At 70.2% G+C, this 14,874-nt stretch carries 10 protein-coding genes; 4 read left to right on the forward strand and 6 right to left on the reverse strand.

Annotated elements, in window-relative coordinates:
- Positions 1 to 11: 11 nt before the first annotated feature.
- From JQX13_RS30955 to JQX13_RS30965, 3 genes are all read right to left on the reverse strand, one after another.
- Positions 12 to 860 (reverse strand): MbnP family copper-binding protein, encoded by an 849-nt coding sequence (locus JQX13_RS30955; RefSeq protein ID WP_203403079.1) that lies wholly within the window; start codon positions 858 to 860, stop codon positions 12 to 14.
- Between the two features lie 200 nt (positions 861 to 1,060).
- Positions 1,061 to 2,872 carry a hypothetical protein gene (locus JQX13_RS30960; protein ID WP_203403080.1) on the reverse strand — a complete coding sequence of 604 codons (1,812 nt, stop codon included), beginning with the start codon at positions 2,870 to 2,872 and terminating at the stop codon, positions 1,061 to 1,063.
- Between the two features lie 108 nt (positions 2,873 to 2,980).
- Positions 2,981 to 4,957: an alkaline phosphatase PhoX gene (locus tag JQX13_RS30965; RefSeq protein WP_203403081.1), complete on the reverse strand. Its 1,977-nt coding sequence runs from the start codon at positions 4,955 to 4,957 to the stop codon at positions 2,981 to 2,983.
- Positions 4,958 to 5,207: 250 nt separating this feature from the next.
- Between JQX13_RS30965 and JQX13_RS30970 the strand changes: the two genes are divergently transcribed.
- From JQX13_RS30970 to JQX13_RS30980, 3 genes are read left to right on the forward strand one after another with little or no spacing between them, the layout of a single operon-like run.
- Entirely contained in the window at positions 5,208 to 7,232 is a 2,025-nt protein-coding gene (locus JQX13_RS30970; protein WP_239013955.1) for an FHA domain-containing protein, read from the forward strand.
- Positions 7,233 to 7,275: 43 nt separating this feature from the next.
- Positions 7,276 to 8,616, forward strand: coding sequence for a cyclic nucleotide-binding domain-containing protein (locus JQX13_RS30975; protein ID WP_203403082.1), 1,341 nt, complete (start codon positions 7,276 to 7,278; stop codon positions 8,614 to 8,616).
- Positions 8,617 to 8,632: 16 nt separating this feature from the next.
- Positions 8,633 to 9,124 carry a hypothetical protein gene (locus JQX13_RS30980; protein WP_203403083.1) on the forward strand — a complete coding sequence of 164 codons (492 nt, stop codon included), beginning with the start codon at positions 8,633 to 8,635 and terminating at the stop codon, positions 9,122 to 9,124.
- A 72-nt stretch (positions 9,125 to 9,196) separates the two neighbouring features.
- Here the strand turns inward: JQX13_RS30980 and JQX13_RS30985 are convergent, their stop codons facing one another.
- Positions 9,197 to 10,792: a tetratricopeptide repeat protein gene (locus tag JQX13_RS30985; RefSeq protein ID WP_203403084.1), complete on the reverse strand. Its 1,596-nt coding sequence runs from the start codon at positions 10,790 to 10,792 to the stop codon at positions 9,197 to 9,199.
- 136 nt (positions 10,793 to 10,928) lie between these two features.
- Here JQX13_RS30985 and JQX13_RS30990 point away from each other — a divergent pair, with 136 nt between their 5' ends.
- Positions 10,929 to 11,900, forward strand: coding sequence for a homoserine kinase (locus tag JQX13_RS30990; RefSeq protein ID WP_203412282.1), 972 nt, complete (start codon positions 10,929 to 10,931; stop codon positions 11,898 to 11,900).
- A 24-nt stretch (positions 11,901 to 11,924) separates the two neighbouring features.
- Here the strand turns inward: JQX13_RS30990 and JQX13_RS30995 are convergent, their stop codons facing one another.
- Positions 11,925 to 12,392, reverse strand: coding sequence for a YybH family protein (locus JQX13_RS30995; protein ID WP_203403085.1), 468 nt, complete (start codon positions 12,390 to 12,392; stop codon positions 11,925 to 11,927).
- A gap of 92 nt (positions 12,393 to 12,484) precedes the next feature.
- On the reverse strand, positions 12,485 to 14,854 hold the full coding sequence (locus JQX13_RS31000; protein WP_203403086.1) for a hypothetical protein: 2,370 nt from the start codon (positions 14,852 to 14,854) through the stop codon (positions 12,485 to 12,487).
- Positions 14,855 to 14,874 lie beyond the last annotated feature (20 nt).

Below are 14,874 nucleotides of genomic sequence, written 5' to 3' on the forward strand. Positions count from 1 at the left end.
TCCTTTCGCTCTCAGCGGACGCGGATGAACGACGCGGGCACGGCCTGCGGCGTCCCATCCGCCGCCAGCCCCACCTTCTCGAAGAGCGCCGGGCACTCGGGATCCGTGCGGCCCGACATGCAGCCCGCGACGAAGTCCGTCTTGTTGTCGATGACGTGGTCCAGAGCCGAGTCGGCGAGGAGGGCCGCCACGTCGAGGACCACCTGGTTGTTCGTGGGGTTGAAGCCGCTCAGGGACACCGTGGCCTGGTTGGTGGCGGCGCAGCTGTAGCCCTCCGCCGGGCTTCCGGTGCAGCCGGACGCGCCCAGGTGGAAGACCCATTGTTCGTACCTGGGCGTACGCAGGTCCAGGCCCAGGAACTTGTAGCCCCCCTGCCAGCTCCAGAACATCTTGGGCACGTTGAGGGGAGGGGGCCGGGTGGGGCCGTTCAGGTGGTTCTGCTCCTCGGGCACCCCCAACTTGAACTCCAGGCCGGTGTAGTCATCGAAGTCCGGTGCCCGGCCCACCACCTCCATGCGTGTCTCGGGGCCGCCGGCCTCGCAGGTGCCGGTTCCATCCGCGAAGTCGAGCATCGCGATGGAGTCCACCTGCCACGTTCCGTCCTGCTCCAGGATGAGGGGGTGCCTCTCTCCATTGGCCCGCACGAGCGTGACGTCCCGGACGTAGAGCTTGAAGTCGATCAGCTCGATGGGGGTGCCCGACTTGCCGATGTTGGGGTAGCTGGTGGCGCAGCGCAGCGGCTGCTCGCCCACCTGCGCGCTGAACCTCACCACGGTGAAGGGCCTCTCACACGCCTGGAGGAGGGGAAGCACGGAGAGCAGGAGCAGGGCCGGGCGCGACTTCTTCAGGACCTTCATCATCACCTCGGGAAGCACTGGACGTGGCCAGCGGAGCAGGTGCCACCAGCCATAGCAGGAGCGGATATTTTGCCTCGTGCGGCATGGTGTCGCATCGGGACGGCCGCCTGTTGGCCATCATGCGAACGTCTCATGCCCGCGGGCATATCGCTCCCGCTTGACGTCCCGGGCGATGTTCCTCCTTCGAGAGGGGAGGGGACCGGTCAGTGCGGACCGGCCGTGACCTGTCCGCCCGTGAGCCTCGTCTTGGGCGCGGGCCCGGCGCTCTTCACGGGCAGCCCGGGGTAGACGGTGACGTTCCCCGTGCGCGGTCCGGTCAGGGGCTCGGTGACGCCCGTGATCAGCTCCACGCTCGAGTCGGACAGGTCGCGGTGCACGTTCACCGCGGGCTCCACGGTGGCATCCCTCCCGCGGATGAAGCTCTGCTCGCGGACGATGAGCCGGTAGGCCTTGTCCAGCTGGAGCGCGCGCTCGGGGCTCGGCAGCAGCAGCGTGGAGATGTCCGCGTGGAGTGCCTCGAGCGCCTCGGGCCGCGGCTTCCCGTCCGCGGTGAAGAAGCGCGACAGCACCTCCGTGTTGGCGCGCAGCTCGTCCCCCGCGCCGTTCTGCTCCAGGTAGTAGGTGTACTCGTAGTGCCCGTCCGCCCGGCGTGGCTCGCGCAGACCCTTCAGGTCGCGCTGCGACCAGTGGAACCAGCCGGCCTGGAACTCGGAGCCGGGCAGCTTGCGGCCGAAGGAGAAGACGCTGTCGTCGGTGGCACCCACGCCCGAGTGGCACCCCATGCAGAAGGTGTTCTCCTCGTGCGTCTGCGGGCGCAGCTCGCCGTGCGCGTCCTCGATGAAGCCCTGCAGGCTCCACCCGGCGCGGTTGCCCACCCCCAGCTCGATGTTGCCCTTCGCGGCGCGCGTCTCGTCCGGCTTCTTCACCGCGTCCAGGGCCTCGATCGCCGCGGCGCGCTCATGGTCGCCGTAGGTCATCCAGCCGCGCTTGATCATGTAGCGCAGCTCCTTCATACGCCGGGCCAGCGTGGGCCTGCCGTCCACCACGTCCAGGTAGTACACGCCGTGGGCGAACTCCGTCCCCTCGGGGAAGAGCCCGGCGGCGAGGTGCACCTGTCCGGCGTCCTGGAGCGCCCGCGCCGCGCCCACCCAGCGCAGCGTCGTGCCCTTGCCGGGAATCCACACGTACTTCACCCGGCGGGCCGTTCCCTGCTTCCCGTCTCCGTCCAGGTCGACGCCCACCTTCTTCTCGTCCGTGGGGGCGATCTCCACGTCGCGCCGCGCGAGGAGCGCCTCGGTGATGGCGAGGTTCAGCTCATAGGTGGCCAGGTCGAACTGGCCCCTGGCGTCCTGGCGGAAGGCCTCGGGCAGGCGGATGAGCACGTCCCCGAAGGAGCCGTTGGTGGGCCAGAAGGTGCCGGGGAAGGGGTAGTACCCGAAGGCGCGCCAGCCCGTGTAGCCCCCGTCCGCGAGACGATCGAAGCCGCGCTCGTCGAACCGGAACTGGACGTCCGGCGTCCACCCGTCCCACCGGCCGTTGCCATTGGCGTCCCACTGCGCCGGCACCTTCTCGAGCGCCCTGGCCAGCCTCAGCGAGCCGTCCTCGGCGAAGTAGTTGCTCTGGCGCACGTAGGCGAGGATCTCCTCGTCCGGCATCGCCGCCACCGCCCGCCGGCGATCCACGAAGAGATTCGTCCAGGGGTTGCGCAGCGCGGGACCGGGGAACGCATACGTCAGCTGCACGTCCGCGTCCTCGAGGTAGTTGGGCGCGATGGACGTGTGGTGGCAGGCGAAGCAGGGGTTGTGCACCCGGCCATCCTCCGCCGTCGTCTTCGTGTAGCACTGCGGCGGGATGTAGGGAGTCGGGTGGGACAGCACGTCCCGTGGTGCCGTGGCCTGGAGCCCGGCGGGGAGCTGGGGCTTCTCCTCGCTCCTGGTTCCGGGCTCCGACTTCTGGCACGAGCACGCGGCGAGGAAGACGCTCGAGAGCAGCAGGGCACAGGTGCGTAACGACATGTCCGCGGACTCCAAATAGCGACGCCGTGAAGGGGTGGACTGCATACCCCCCTCACGGCGCCAGCTGCGTTACGCCCAGGTGACTTCTTCGAGACGCCGGCTGCCCGGCTACTTCAGGGCCGGGAACGGACCGAAGACGCCGATCCAGCTCGCGGTGCCGGTGGCACCGGTCTCGCTGATCTTGTCCTCGTCGGACTCACCGTAGGGGTGCTGCACGGCGGCCATCAGGTAGCCGAAGCCGTTGATGTCCGGCACCCAGTACGGCGAGGTGGTCTCCGCGCCGTACGGGGTGGTCATGATGCGGGTGAGCTTGCCGGTGATGGTGTTGAACGCCCAGATGGCGTCGTTCTGATGCGAGGAGGTGTCCTCGCCGATGATCAGCGTGTTGTACTTCGGCAGGTAGGTGACGTTGTCCGGGCTGGCGATGCCGTTGACGCTGCACGTGTTGCCCACGAACGGGCTGCCGGCCGGGTAGTTGGTCGTCACGCCGTGCACCAGCGGGTAGATGTTCAGCGGCGCGTACTGGGTGACGGTGGTGCCGCTCGAGGCGGTCCACGGACCCACGTCCATGGCGAACACCGCGCCACAGCGGTTCACCGCGCTCTGCAGGTGCGTGCCATCGTCGGCGCCCGTGGTGTTGGCCATCGGGCCCGTCACGTCGCTGATGGCCAGGTAGACGCGGTTCGTGTCCGGATCGAAGGTGACGCCCTCTTCCTTGTTCATCTCCACCGACGCGCCCATGTAGGCGGCATAGCGGCGGGTCTCGAGGCGGGAGGCGGCCTTCTCCATGCCCGGCTTGAGCAGGAGGCACTCACCCAGGGTGGGGACGAAGCCGGCCGGGCAGGCGCCGGAGCTGTTCTTCGCGCCGACCTCGAAGATGTCGGAGAAGGTGATGCGGGGCGTGCCGGGCGCCGGGTGCAGCAGGGCGCGGATCTCCGCGTCGGTGGCGTGGCCGAGGTTGACCCACTCGATGTCACCCGAGACGAGCTGCGTGCCGCGGGGGCTCGTCTGGTAGATGCGCATCGCGTACAGGGTGCCCGCGCTCAGGTCGCCCGCGGTGTCCGCGACGAACATGGAGAGCGGCTCGCCGCTGCCGTCGCTGGTGAGCAGCACGGTCTTGCGGTCGGGCAGCACGTAGGACAGCTCCATCGAGTGCCGGCCCATGGCGTAGTGCTTGGCCAGGGTGGGGTTGCCGCTCGCGTCGAGGGTGATCTCCGTGGCGAAGCCGTGGAAGTACGGAGAGAACTTCTCGTTGAACGTGGGCCACTCGGCGGACTGCAGGCCGTCCGCGGCGTTGATGCCCCAGTACTTCGCGAAGGCCTTGAGGTTGCGGTAGCTGGAGGCGCTCGAGGCCGGCCAGTCCGTCATGTCGAAGTAGGCCCGGGCATCGAGCGGGTACTCCTCCGAGGACAGGTAGGTGTTCCACGGCGTGGTGGAGCCGGCGCACGTGGTCCACAGGCCGTCCACGGGCGAGAGATCGACGGCGCGGGTGGACGTGGCGGACACCACGCCATTGCCCGCCTCCTGGGCGATGCGGGTGACGAAGATCGAGGAGACCGGCGACTCGAACTGGCTCACCATGAAGGTGTTGTCCCCCACCTTCATCAGGGACGCGAAGTCCTGCGAGCTGGCGACCTCGATGACGCCGCTGTCGTCCTTCATCGGCGTCCCGTTGGCCGTCGGGATGGTCCCGAAGCACGAGGCGGCGTTCGCATCGCTGCTCAGATCACAAGCGTGGCCCGAGCGATCCTGGCCGCTGCGCAGCAGCGTGATGAAGCCCAGGTTCCGCTCCTGGCCGTTGAAGTTCACCTTGCCCGCGGTGCGGACCTGGTGCTTGTCGGCGTTGGTGAGCGGGAAGCCAACGTCCGCGAAGGACAGCCAGCGGAAGCTCTCGCCCTGCTCACCCGGGGCGCCCGGGGCGCCCGTGTCGCCCTTGGGACCCTCCGGGCCCTGCGGACCCGGCTGACCGGTGGCTCCGGCGGGACCCTGCGGACCCTGCGGACCCTGCTGACCCTCGCAGCCGACCAGGGCGCTGCTGCCCACGAGCAGCGCACTGGTGGCGATGCCCAGAATTCGACGTGCCATTTCGAAACGTCCTCTTGAGAGGTGGAGTTGCCCGCGACGTTGGGCGGCGCGCATCGTGGGGGCTGAATGTGGCGTTGCCTTGATGACATGGTCACGATTGCGTCGCGTCGGGACCGTCCCCATCGGCGCTCATTCGGGGTCGATGTCGTGTAAGGGTTGTTTATCCCACATGGCTGGTTCCACTCCGGAAAAGGCCTTTCGTTCGGCGGGGTTGGCCGCGTTTCCAGGGGTCTCTAAGATGCGGGGCCGCATGCCTCCCCCCAACCGCCGTCCCTCCCGCAAGCCCGTCGATCCAGCCGAAGACTCGATGCCGGTTCCGCAGGACGACAGTACCCGCATCAAGTCCGTCAGCGCGGTTCGCCGTCCCGCTCGTCAGGAGCCAGAGGAGCCCGAGGCCTCCGAGGAGGAGTCGTATCCGGACGGGGAGGACTACGGTGACGAGGGGGCCTACGGCGACGAGGACCTGCCGGCTGATCAGGACGATGACGACAATCCGGACGCCACGCGCGCCGGTCCGCCCCTGAAGCTGGAGATTCTCGAGGGGCCGGACAAGGGCCGGCGCAAGCGCTTCAAGGGCGTGCGCATGGTCATCGGACGGGGTCAGGACTGCGATCTGGTGCTGCTGGATCAGTCCGTGTCGCGCCGCCACGTGGAGCTGGTGTTCGGCGGCGAGAACGGAGTGCTGCTGCGCGACCTGGTCAGCGGCAACGGCACGCGGGTGAACGACGAGCGCGTGGACGACTGCAAGCTCAAGCACGACGACGTCATCGCCATCGGCCGCACGAAGATTCGTTTCATCGACGAGCAGGAGCGCATCAAGCAGATGCGCCTCGCGGCCGAGGAGGCGGAGCGCAAGGAGAAGGAGGAGGCCGAGCGCAAGGCCCGTGAAGCGGAGGAGGCCGCGAAGAAGGCCGCCGAGGCCGCGGCCGCCGGGAGCGAGGCGGGTGCCAGCTCCGAGGGCGGCGAGCCCTCGCCCGACGCCGAGAAGGACAAGCGGACGCAGATCCGCTCCATCCACGACATTCCGCGCCGCAACGCCCCCAAGCGCAACACGATGGGGCTCTTGATGGCGGGCGGGCTGGTGCTGCTGCTCGCCCTCATTGGTGGTGGCGTGCTCTTCCTCAACAGGGGTCCGCCGCCGCCGCCGCCGCCCAACCCGAAGCAGGAGAAGGCCCTGGCGCTGCTCCAGCAGGCGCGCGCCGCCTTCCGGCAGGCCGAGTACGCCCAGGCGGTGGCGCTGGCGGAGGAGGCGGACACCACCTTCCCGGGCGTGGACACGGAGGGCTTGCTGGCGGCGGCACGCAAGGAGCTGTCCCTCGTGGAGGCGTTCGCGCGGGTGCGCCAGCTGGCGGGCGAGGACAAGTTCGACGAGGCGCGCGAGCTGTTGGAGCAGACGCCGCATAGCACCGTGGAGCGCACGGAGGAGATGCGGGAGAAGCTCGACGCCGAGCTGGCGGCGGACGAGATCGCCTACCTGGTGAAGCAGGTGGACGCGGCGCTGGAGGCCCAGGACGTGGAATCGGCCCGGGCGCTCGTCCAGCGGTTGCCCCTGGAGCTCCAGCCCCCGTACCAGGCCAGGGTGGCGGAGCTGCAGGCGGCGCTCGAAGCGATGGCCCAGGATGCCGCGGCCCAGGAGCGGGCCCGCAGGGCGGCCGCCGCCCGCAGGGCGAAGGAGCAGCGCGAGGCGTTCATCGCCGAGGCCTTCAGCGCGGTGGAGGCCCGCTTCAACGCGGGTGACTACTCGCGCGCGGCGCTCGAGTGCGACCGGGTCATCGATGCCCACTCGGACGACAAGGAGATCCGCGACCGGGCGAAGTCGCTCAAGAAGCTCATCCCCCAGTTCGCGCGCGTCTACCTGGACGCGCAGCGCAAGATGCGGGCGAACGCGCTGGAGTCCGCGGCACGCCCGCTGCGCTCGGCGGCGGAGATGTACCGGCAGATGGGCTTCCAGGGGTCCATCGGGGAGACCCTCGATGCGCAGCTCGCCTCGTCCGCCGTCGTCGCGGGCAGGAGCGCCCTGGCGCGCAACGACGTGGCCTCGGCGGCGACCTTCTTCAAGGAGGCCCAGCGCCTGAACCCGGACGACTCCAAGGTCCAGGACGGCCTGGAGGCCATCCAGGGCAAGCTGGAGGAGCTGTTCCGGCAGGCCTATGTCCAGCGGGACAGGGATCCCGAGGGCTCGGCGGAGAGGTTCCGGCTGATTGCACAGCTGGCGGCCGAGGGTTCCGAATTGAAGACCCGGGCGGAGACACAACTCCAGGCACTGGATCAATAGAGGTGGAGTAGGGTCACCCCCCCATGGTTCGCGGAGGAGAGGGATGAACGAGTCATCATTGCGGGAACTCGGGCTGGATCTGCTGGAGGATCGCCAGTTCGAGCGGGCGCTCGCGGTGTTCGCCGAGGCGGTGCGCCGGATACCCGCGGATCACCGCTCGCGGATGCTGGCCGCGCGCTGTCTGTCGGAGCTGGGAGAGCGTGAGCGGGCGGTCACCGTGTATCACGCCTGTGCGGAGGGGCTGCTGCGGCGCGACTACCTGCTGTCCGCCATGGCGGCCTGCAAGCTGGGGTTGGAGCTGGCGCCCCAGGAGAAGCGGCTCAGGGAGACGCTGGTGCGCCTGCACGCACGCGCGGCGCGCAACGTGGCCGGGCGTGCCTCGGTGCCTCCGCCGCTGCCGCCGGAGACGCTCTTCGACGGCAAGGTGGAGACGGACATCATGTCGCTGTCCGGCGAGGAGCTGAGCGACCGCGCCATCGAGGTGCTCGCCGCGCCGGATCCGGGCGGTACCGCCAACCCGAACGACCGGCCGCCCCTACCGCTCTTCGCGGACCTGGAGCTCGATGCCTTCATCGATCTGGTGGGCCGCATGGGCCTGCGCGCCATCAAGCCCGAGGAGGTGGTGAGCGTCGAGGGTGAGGCCTCGGACCGGCTGCACGTCATCGTCGCCGGCAAGGCCGAGGTGACGCGGCGGGTGGAGGGAGAGGATCGGACGCTGGGCTTCCTCGGAGGCGGGTCCATCTTCGGCGAGCTGTCGCTGCTCACGGGCGCGCCGCCCTCGGCCACCATCACGGCCGTCTCGGACATGGAGGTGTTCGAGATCCGTCGCGAGCACCTCAACGCGGTGGCCAAGAACCACCCCTCGATGCCGCAGGTGTTGGCCAACTTCGCGCACAAGCGCATGGAGCGGAACCTGACGGCCACCTCGCCGCTGTTCCAGCCCATGCCCGAGTCCGAGCGCGCCGCGCTGCTGCAGCGCTTCGCCTTCCGTGCGCTGCAACCGGGGGAGAAGGTGCTGGTGGAGGGCGAGCACTCGCCGGGCCTCTTCCTGGTGCTCGCGGGCGAGCTGGTGGTGCAGAAGGACGACCCGGCCGGTGGCGCCGTGCGTCTGGGCGTGCTGCGCGAGGGCGAGGTGGCGGGGGAGATCTCCCTGCTCACCGGCCTGCGAGCCACGGCCACGGTGGTGTCCACGCGCAAGACGGCGGCGGCCTTCCTGGAGCGCGCGGCCTTCCACGAGCTGGTGAAGACGTATCCGCACATCAAGAAGTACCTGGAGCAGCTGTCGGATCGCCGGTTGAAGCAGATCGGCGAGGCGCTGCGGCCCGCGGAGATCCTCGACGCGGACGAGCTGCTCATGGAGAGCGACGGAACGGGGACGGCCTGAGGCCGGGGAGCACGCGATGACGTTGTCGAGAGGGCACGTGCTGGGGTTGGTGCTGGGGCTGCTGGCCGCGGGCGCGGTGCTGGCCTTCTGGCCCCAGGAGGAGCCCGGGGTGAAGGAGGCCATCACGCGCAAGGTGGTGCGGATGACGGACGCCGCCGAGCGCAAGGACATGGCCGAGCTGATGGACGGCGTCTCCGACAACTTCCAGACGGACAACGGGTGGAACAAGCAGCAGGTGAGGGGCGTGCTGCTGGGTCAGGTGCTGAGGGGCAACTGGGTGCGGATCTTCGTGAGGGATCTGCAGGTGACCGAGGTGAACCCCAGCCGGGGCGACGTGCAGGTGAAGATCATCTTCGGCCGCTCGCAGTCGGAGGAGCTGGAGACCCTGGCGCAGGAGAGCGTGCTGAGCGCCTATCTCATCGAAGGCACGTTCGAGAAGCAGAGCGACGGCGAGTGGCGCGTGGTGCAGGCGAGCCACCGTCCCCTGAGCCCGACCGAGCTCTTCTGATTCCGGTCCCACCCCTCCCTCCACCCTCCCTCTCCCCCTGGGAGAGGGTCGGGGTGAGGGTATCGAGGACCCCTAGCGCAGCAGCGCATCCACCTCGTTCTTCCACGCCCTGGCCATGGCGGACTGTCCCGCGGCCGCCAGGCGCTTCTCCACGTCCGAGGCCTTCCCCTTGAGCGTCTCGAGGGACTCGCCCTGCTGGCGCGCGCGGGTGAGCCCGAAGAAGTAGTGCTGGCAGCCGGTGGAGAACTCGCCCTTGGCGAAGAGCAGCTCTCCCAGGGCCTCGTAGGCCTCGGGGAGGGTGCCCATGCCGTTCTCGGGAGCCACCTCCACCAGCAGTGGCCGGGCGGCGTCGTAGTCCTGGCGGGCCATCAGCAGCGCGGCCTTGGCGTATTGAGCGCGGGCCCTTTCCACACCCTTCACCGCCAGGGCCCGGTCGTACGCCGCCATCGCGTCCTCCGCGCGAGCCAGCGCCTGCAGCACCTGGCCTCGCGTCAGCCAGTAGCGATCATCGCGCTCCATCGCGCCCACCGTCCTTCCCTCGGGAGCCGGGACCTGCACATCGCGGAAGACGGTCTCGTAGGCATCCAGCAGCGCCAGCGCGCCCTCGCCATCCCCCGCCTGCTGCAGTGCCCGTGCGCCGTCCAGGTAGAGCAGGGTCGCCGTCCGCCGCTTCGCCACCGCCTCCTGGAAGGCCGCGCGAGCCCCCGGCTCCTTCTTCAGGGCCAGCGCGCGCGCGCGGATGAAGAGGGCATGGTGCTCATCCGGCGACGCGGCGAGCGCCTCCCCGGCGTGCTTCAGGGCCTCGTCCGGGTTGCCTTCCGTCAGCGCCAGCGCGGCCTGGACCACGCGGGTACGGGCCTTCAGCGCCGGGGTGATCTCGGCCTCGCGCCCCATCACGTCCGAGACGAGCCGGGCGGCGTCGCCGCGTCCCGTTCCCTGGTACAGCCGTGCGAGCGCCAGCGAGAGCCGCGCGCGCAGATGGTCCGGGTTGGCCGCCATGCCCTTCTTCAATGCCTCGGCGGCCTGGGCGTACAGGCCCTCGTCGAGCAGGGCCTCGCCGTGGGCCACGGGGTAGCGCGGCTCCCGCCACGCCGCCTCACTGGCCCGAGCGAAGGCCTGCCGCGCATCCAGCAGCCTGCCTCGTGCCAGCAGCGCCTGGGCCTCGGCCAGCGCCAGCTTGGGACTCTTGGCGCCCTGCGTCTTCAAGTCCTCCAGGTACTTCTCCGCCTCGGCGGGCTTGCCCTCCGCCAGCAGGAGCATCGCCCGGGTGCCGTAGCGCTCGCCCGAGCGCGAGTCCAACGCCTCGGCGCGCGCCAGGTGCTCGCGGGTGCCGGCCTCCGCGTCCGCCTGGCGGTGCTCCAGCCACAGCCGCAGGTTCACCTCCGCCGCCAGTGCCTGGGCGTCGCGCGCGTCCGAGTCCACCTGGAAGAGGGCCTCCAGCTCCGCGAGCGCCTTGCGTAGGTCCGCCGGGTTGTCGCGCTGGGCCAGGGTCCGCGCGGCCTTCATGCGCGCCTGCACCTGCTGGCGCACCGAGCCGCGGTGCACGACGTACGTCACCGCGCCGGCCAGCAGCACCGCCACCAGGCCCACCTGCACGAGCGCGCTCGGCAGCCTCTCCCGCCTCCGCCAATCCCGCGCTCCGCCCGGACTTCCATTCGTCGCGGCCATGGAGGGTGCCTCCAAACGAGAATTTGAATGGTTTCAGACGTTTATGAATGAGACGATGGGGTCGGTCGTAGATAGGCACGGTCCCCCGATGCGTCAACGCACGGGGCGGAAGGTGTGCCGCGGAGAGGACATCATCATGGCGCTCTACACCACGCTGGACGCCGCGGCCTTCACGCGGCTCTCGGAGTCCTACGGATTGGGGACGGTGCGCGAGTTCACGGGCATTCCCCAGGGGTCCATCAACACCAACTACCGGCTGGTGACGGCCTCGGGGCGCTACTTCGTCCGGCACACCACGGTACGCTCGGCGGAGGATCTACGCTTCGAGGCGGAGCTGCTGGCCCTGCTCAACGAGTCCCACTTCCCCTCGCCGCGGCTCGTCTCCACGCGCGAGGGGGCGCCCTTCCTGGAATGGGAGGGGGGCCGGGTGTCCATCTTCGCGTGGCTGGTGGGCGAGGAGCTCTCCCGCGCGCAGCTCACCCCCGAGCACCTGGAGGCCCTGGGGCTGGAGCTGGGCAAGCTGCACCGCATCACCCTGTCCTTCAGTGGCGCGCGCTCCAACCCCTATGGCCCGGAGGTGGTGCGTGGCTGGCTGGAGGAGCTGAAGCTCAACCCGGACGCGGAGCTGTCCGCCATCGCCGGGGAGCTGGAGGGCTACCTGGAGCGGGCCGAGGCGGCACGCGGAGGCCTGGAGCCGCGGGGCGTCATCCACGCGGACCTCTTCCTGGACAACGTGAAGTGGCTGGGGGACCGGGTGAGCGCCCTCTTCGATTTCGAGATGGCGTGCCGGGACTTCTACGCGTTGGACGTGGCCATCACCCTCAACGCGTGGTGCTTCGACGCGGGCGCCTACCGGCCGGAGCTGTGCCGGGCGCTGCTGCGCGGCTACCAGGTGGAGCGCACGCTGGTGCCGGTGGAGCGCGAGAGCCTCTTCGGGCACGCGCTCTTCGGGGCGGTGCGTTACACCGCCAGCCGCATCCGCGACTTCCACCTGTCCGGGTTGCCGCCTGACAAATTGGCACCGAAGGACTTCCGCACCTACCTGGCCCGGGCGAGGGCCCTGGCCCAGATGGGGCCGGAGGGCCTGCGCGCGCTCGCGGGTGTGTGAGCGCGCGCCGCGGGGCTCAGCGGCTCAGATGCCGGTGACGATGCGCCACTGCCCGTCCTCCTTCTGGAGGACCATCTGCTCCAGCTCGGACTCGCGCTGCGCCCTGTCGAGCAGCCCCGGCGCCTGGAAGCTCGCGTTCCAGTAGTAGATGACGGTGGCGGTCCCATTGCGCTTCACGTCCACCTGGCGAATCTCCAGGTCCACCCGGGGCGATTTCAGTCGGGCGAAGAGGGGCGGAAGCGCCTCGGGCAGGGTGTCATGGGTGAGGTCGTCCGCAGGATCCTCGGTGCCGGCGTTGTCGCGGAACGACTTCGAGACGAGCTGCTGGATGGCCTGCGCATCGCGCGCCTCGATGGCGGAGCGGTAGTTCTCCATCAGCTGGAGGATGGCGCGGGTGTCTTCGGTGTCGGTGATCTGCGTGCCCGGGATGAAGCGGGGGCCGCAGGCCGCGAGCACGAGAAGGGCGCAGACAAGCAACGGACGGACGTTCATGGTCGTGGGGTCTCCGTGATGGGGCAACCGCGCACGGGGACTTGCATTCCCCATGCCGGGAGATGAGGACTTCGGCCTGGCGTGTGGCGCGTCTAGCGGAAAGCGTCGCGGGGCACCAGGGGGCCTCCGAAGTGCTGGTCCTCGAAGTCGCACCGTTCGGCCCACTCGGAGGTGACGGCGCGGAAGGCGGGCCCCTGGTCCGGCAGCGTTCCCACCTCGTGTCGCACCGCACCGCAGTCCCCTGCCAGATAGGCGGCCTGCACCCGGAGGCGGAGGGCCTCGCGGCGGATGGCGTCGGGCAGCTCGCCTTCCAGGGCGTGGGAGAGGTGCAGCAGGGCCTCGGCGGGGGCGTCCACCAGCAGCAGGCGCCGGCCGAGCAGGTAATGGAGGTAGGGATCCTTGGGGGCCGTTTCCAGGGCGCTGGCGAGCCGCAGCAGGCGCAGCTCCTCGTGGCGCTCCCGGAAGTAGGCGTGGATGGGGGCGGCGCGGACCTCGGAGTCCAGCGCGGCGAGCTTCACCTGGGCGGTGCGCGTCACCTCCGGGCTGGGAGAGAGCGCGAGGACCCGGTCGAGGAGCGCCCGAGCCTGCTCCTTGTTCCCCCGTCGTGACACCACGTCCGACTGGGCGAGCGCCACCTCCGCTTCCAGGGAGGGCTGGCCCTTCACCTGCTCGGCGAGCTTGCCGAGCACCTGGGAGGCCTCGTTCGGCCGCTCCAACCTGTCGAGGGCGCTGGCCTGACCCAGCACGAAGGACGGCTCCTGGGGTTGGAGGTTGGCGGCGCGCTGGTACAGCTCGAGCGCCTGTTGCGGGTCGCTCGCGAGGAAGTCGCGGGCCTCGTCCTGGAGGCGGGCCACCTCGCGGGCGCAGGCGCGGGAGAAGAGGCTGCCGGTGCGGAAGCGCTGGAAGGCGCGGCTCACGGTGGCCTCGTCCAGCGGCAGGGAGTCCAGGTACTTCTCCCACTCGGTGGCGAGCGCATCCAGCGGGCGGCCGTAGGCGGCCTCGAAGTCGCCGTGGGCGTAGAGGACGCGCAGCTTCTCCGGGCCATAGGTGTCGGCCAGGTGGCGCAGGAAGGAGCCCACCAGGGTGTACGCGCGAGCGGGGGCGGACTGGTAGAAGCCCTCGGGGCCCACCAGCTTGCGGATGTCCGGGGCCAGCTTCTGCCGGCGCATGCCCGCGGCCCACTCGTCGAGCGTGAGGTCCCCCTGGACGGGGTTGTCCGCGGCCACCGCCAGGCCCTCGATGACGCCCATGAGCGGGTAGACGCCCAGCCGGGTGGTGACGCGGAAGGGCCAGCTGCCCGCGGGGGCGGCCATCACGTGCGCCAGCTCGTGCTTGAGGGTGGAGTGGGGGAAGTCGCGCCCTCCGTTGATGTGGAGTTCCTGGCGCCAGGGCTTGGCGAACTGGGTGCGGCCGGCGCCGACCAGCGCCTGCTTCTCCTCGTCCGAGCGGTACAGCCACACGCGGATGCGGCCCTCGGGGGCGCCGCCCAGGAAGCGCGAGAGCTGGGCGTAACGGAACTCGAGGTCCCTCACCATCCGGTCCACGTCCTCGCGGGGCAGGCCGCGCGGGTAGATGAACTGGAAGTGTTCGGTGCCGCGCACGCCGCCGAGCCGCGCCAGGAGGGCGTCGTCCGTCATCCTCAGGCCCAGGTCCGTGCCATGCGCCTCGATGAGGACGATGGGGGCGAGCAGAAGGCCGAGCACGAGGAGCGCGCCGACGCGCGGCCGGGGACGGCGCAGGCGGGCCTCGGAGACGTCCAGGCAGAGGGCGGTGAGCGCGAGGAAGGCGAGGGAGATGAGCAGCGTCTCCAGGCGGAACCAGAGGAGGCCACCGGAGACGGCGAGTGACTCGTCATAGAGGGGCCCCGGCAGGTGACCCAGGAAGTGGTTGAAGGCGTAGACCTGGGGCCCGAAGACGATGGGCCAGGCGGTGAACACGCCCGACAGGAGGATGAGCCCCACGTAGAGGAGGACGGCCCGGCCCCAGCGTCGCGTGGCGAATCCACAGAAGACCCCCCCGGCGGCGGACAGCACCGCGGAGGGGAGGGTGAGCAGGGGGTAGAAGCCCACCAGGGCGAAGGGGTCGCACCGGGTGCCGACCAGGGCGTACAGGGTGGCGGCGAGGAAGGGGGGCACCACGACGGCCAGGTTGATGAGGAGGGCCGGGGCGAGGGCGTGCCAGGCCATGCGCGCCGGGCTGTCCGGGCGGGGGGCTTGCGAGGATTGCCCCTCCCTGGCGGCCTGCCCGGCGAGCATGCGGCGCTCCTGGTGCACCGCGGCGATGCCGATCCCGCCTCCGAGCAGTCCCACGGCGATGGAGAGGGTAAGTCCCAGCTCGAAGCCGGGCACCCCGAAGAGGGGGAGGAAGACGAGGGCCGAGCCGCCGACCGCCAGAGCCCCGGCGAGCACCCGGACCGGGGGGCGCCGGAGGAGGTCGGTGGCACGGAAGAGGACTTGGCGCATGGCCTTCTCCTATACTCCCC

Origin of the sequence: Archangium violaceum, from assembly GCF_016859125.1 — a bacterium.
In the GTDB taxonomy this organism is placed as follows: domain Bacteria; phylum Myxococcota; class Myxococcia; order Myxococcales; family Myxococcaceae; genus Archangium; species Archangium violaceum_A.

Bases quoted from the DNA above. Each gene is read 5' to 3' on its own strand.
- JQX13_RS31000 (WP_203403086.1), bottom strand. From the start codon at position 14,854: ATGCGCCAAGTCCTCTTCCGTGCCACCGACCTCCTCCGGCGCCCCCCG.
- JQX13_RS30970 (WP_239013955.1), top strand. From the start codon at position 5,208: ATGCCTCCCCCCAACCGCCGTCCCTCCCGCAAGCCCGTCGATCCAGCC.
- JQX13_RS30980 (WP_203403083.1), top strand. From the start codon at position 8,633: ATGACGTTGTCGAGAGGGCACGTGCTGGGGTTGGTGCTGGGGCTGCTG.
- JQX13_RS30990 (WP_203412282.1), top strand. From the start codon at position 10,929: ATGGCGCTCTACACCACGCTGGACGCCGCGGCCTTCACGCGGCTCTCG.
- JQX13_RS30960 (WP_203403080.1), bottom strand. From the start codon at position 2,872: ATGTCGTTACGCACCTGTGCCCTGCTGCTCTCGAGCGTCTTCCTCGCC.
- JQX13_RS30985 (WP_203403084.1), bottom strand. From the start codon at position 10,792: ATGGCCGCGACGAATGGAAGTCCGGGCGGAGCGCGGGATTGGCGGAGG.
- JQX13_RS30965 (WP_203403081.1), bottom strand. From the start codon at position 4,957: ATGGCACGTCGAATTCTGGGCATCGCCACCAGTGCGCTGCTCGTGGGC.
- JQX13_RS30995 (WP_203403085.1), bottom strand. From the start codon at position 12,392: ATGAACGTCCGTCCGTTGCTTGTCTGCGCCCTTCTCGTGCTCGCGGCC.
- JQX13_RS30975 (WP_203403082.1), top strand. From the start codon at position 7,276: ATGAACGAGTCATCATTGCGGGAACTCGGGCTGGATCTGCTGGAGGAT.
- JQX13_RS30955 (WP_203403079.1), bottom strand. From the start codon at position 860: ATGATGAAGGTCCTGAAGAAGTCGCGCCCGGCCCTGCTCCTGCTCTCC.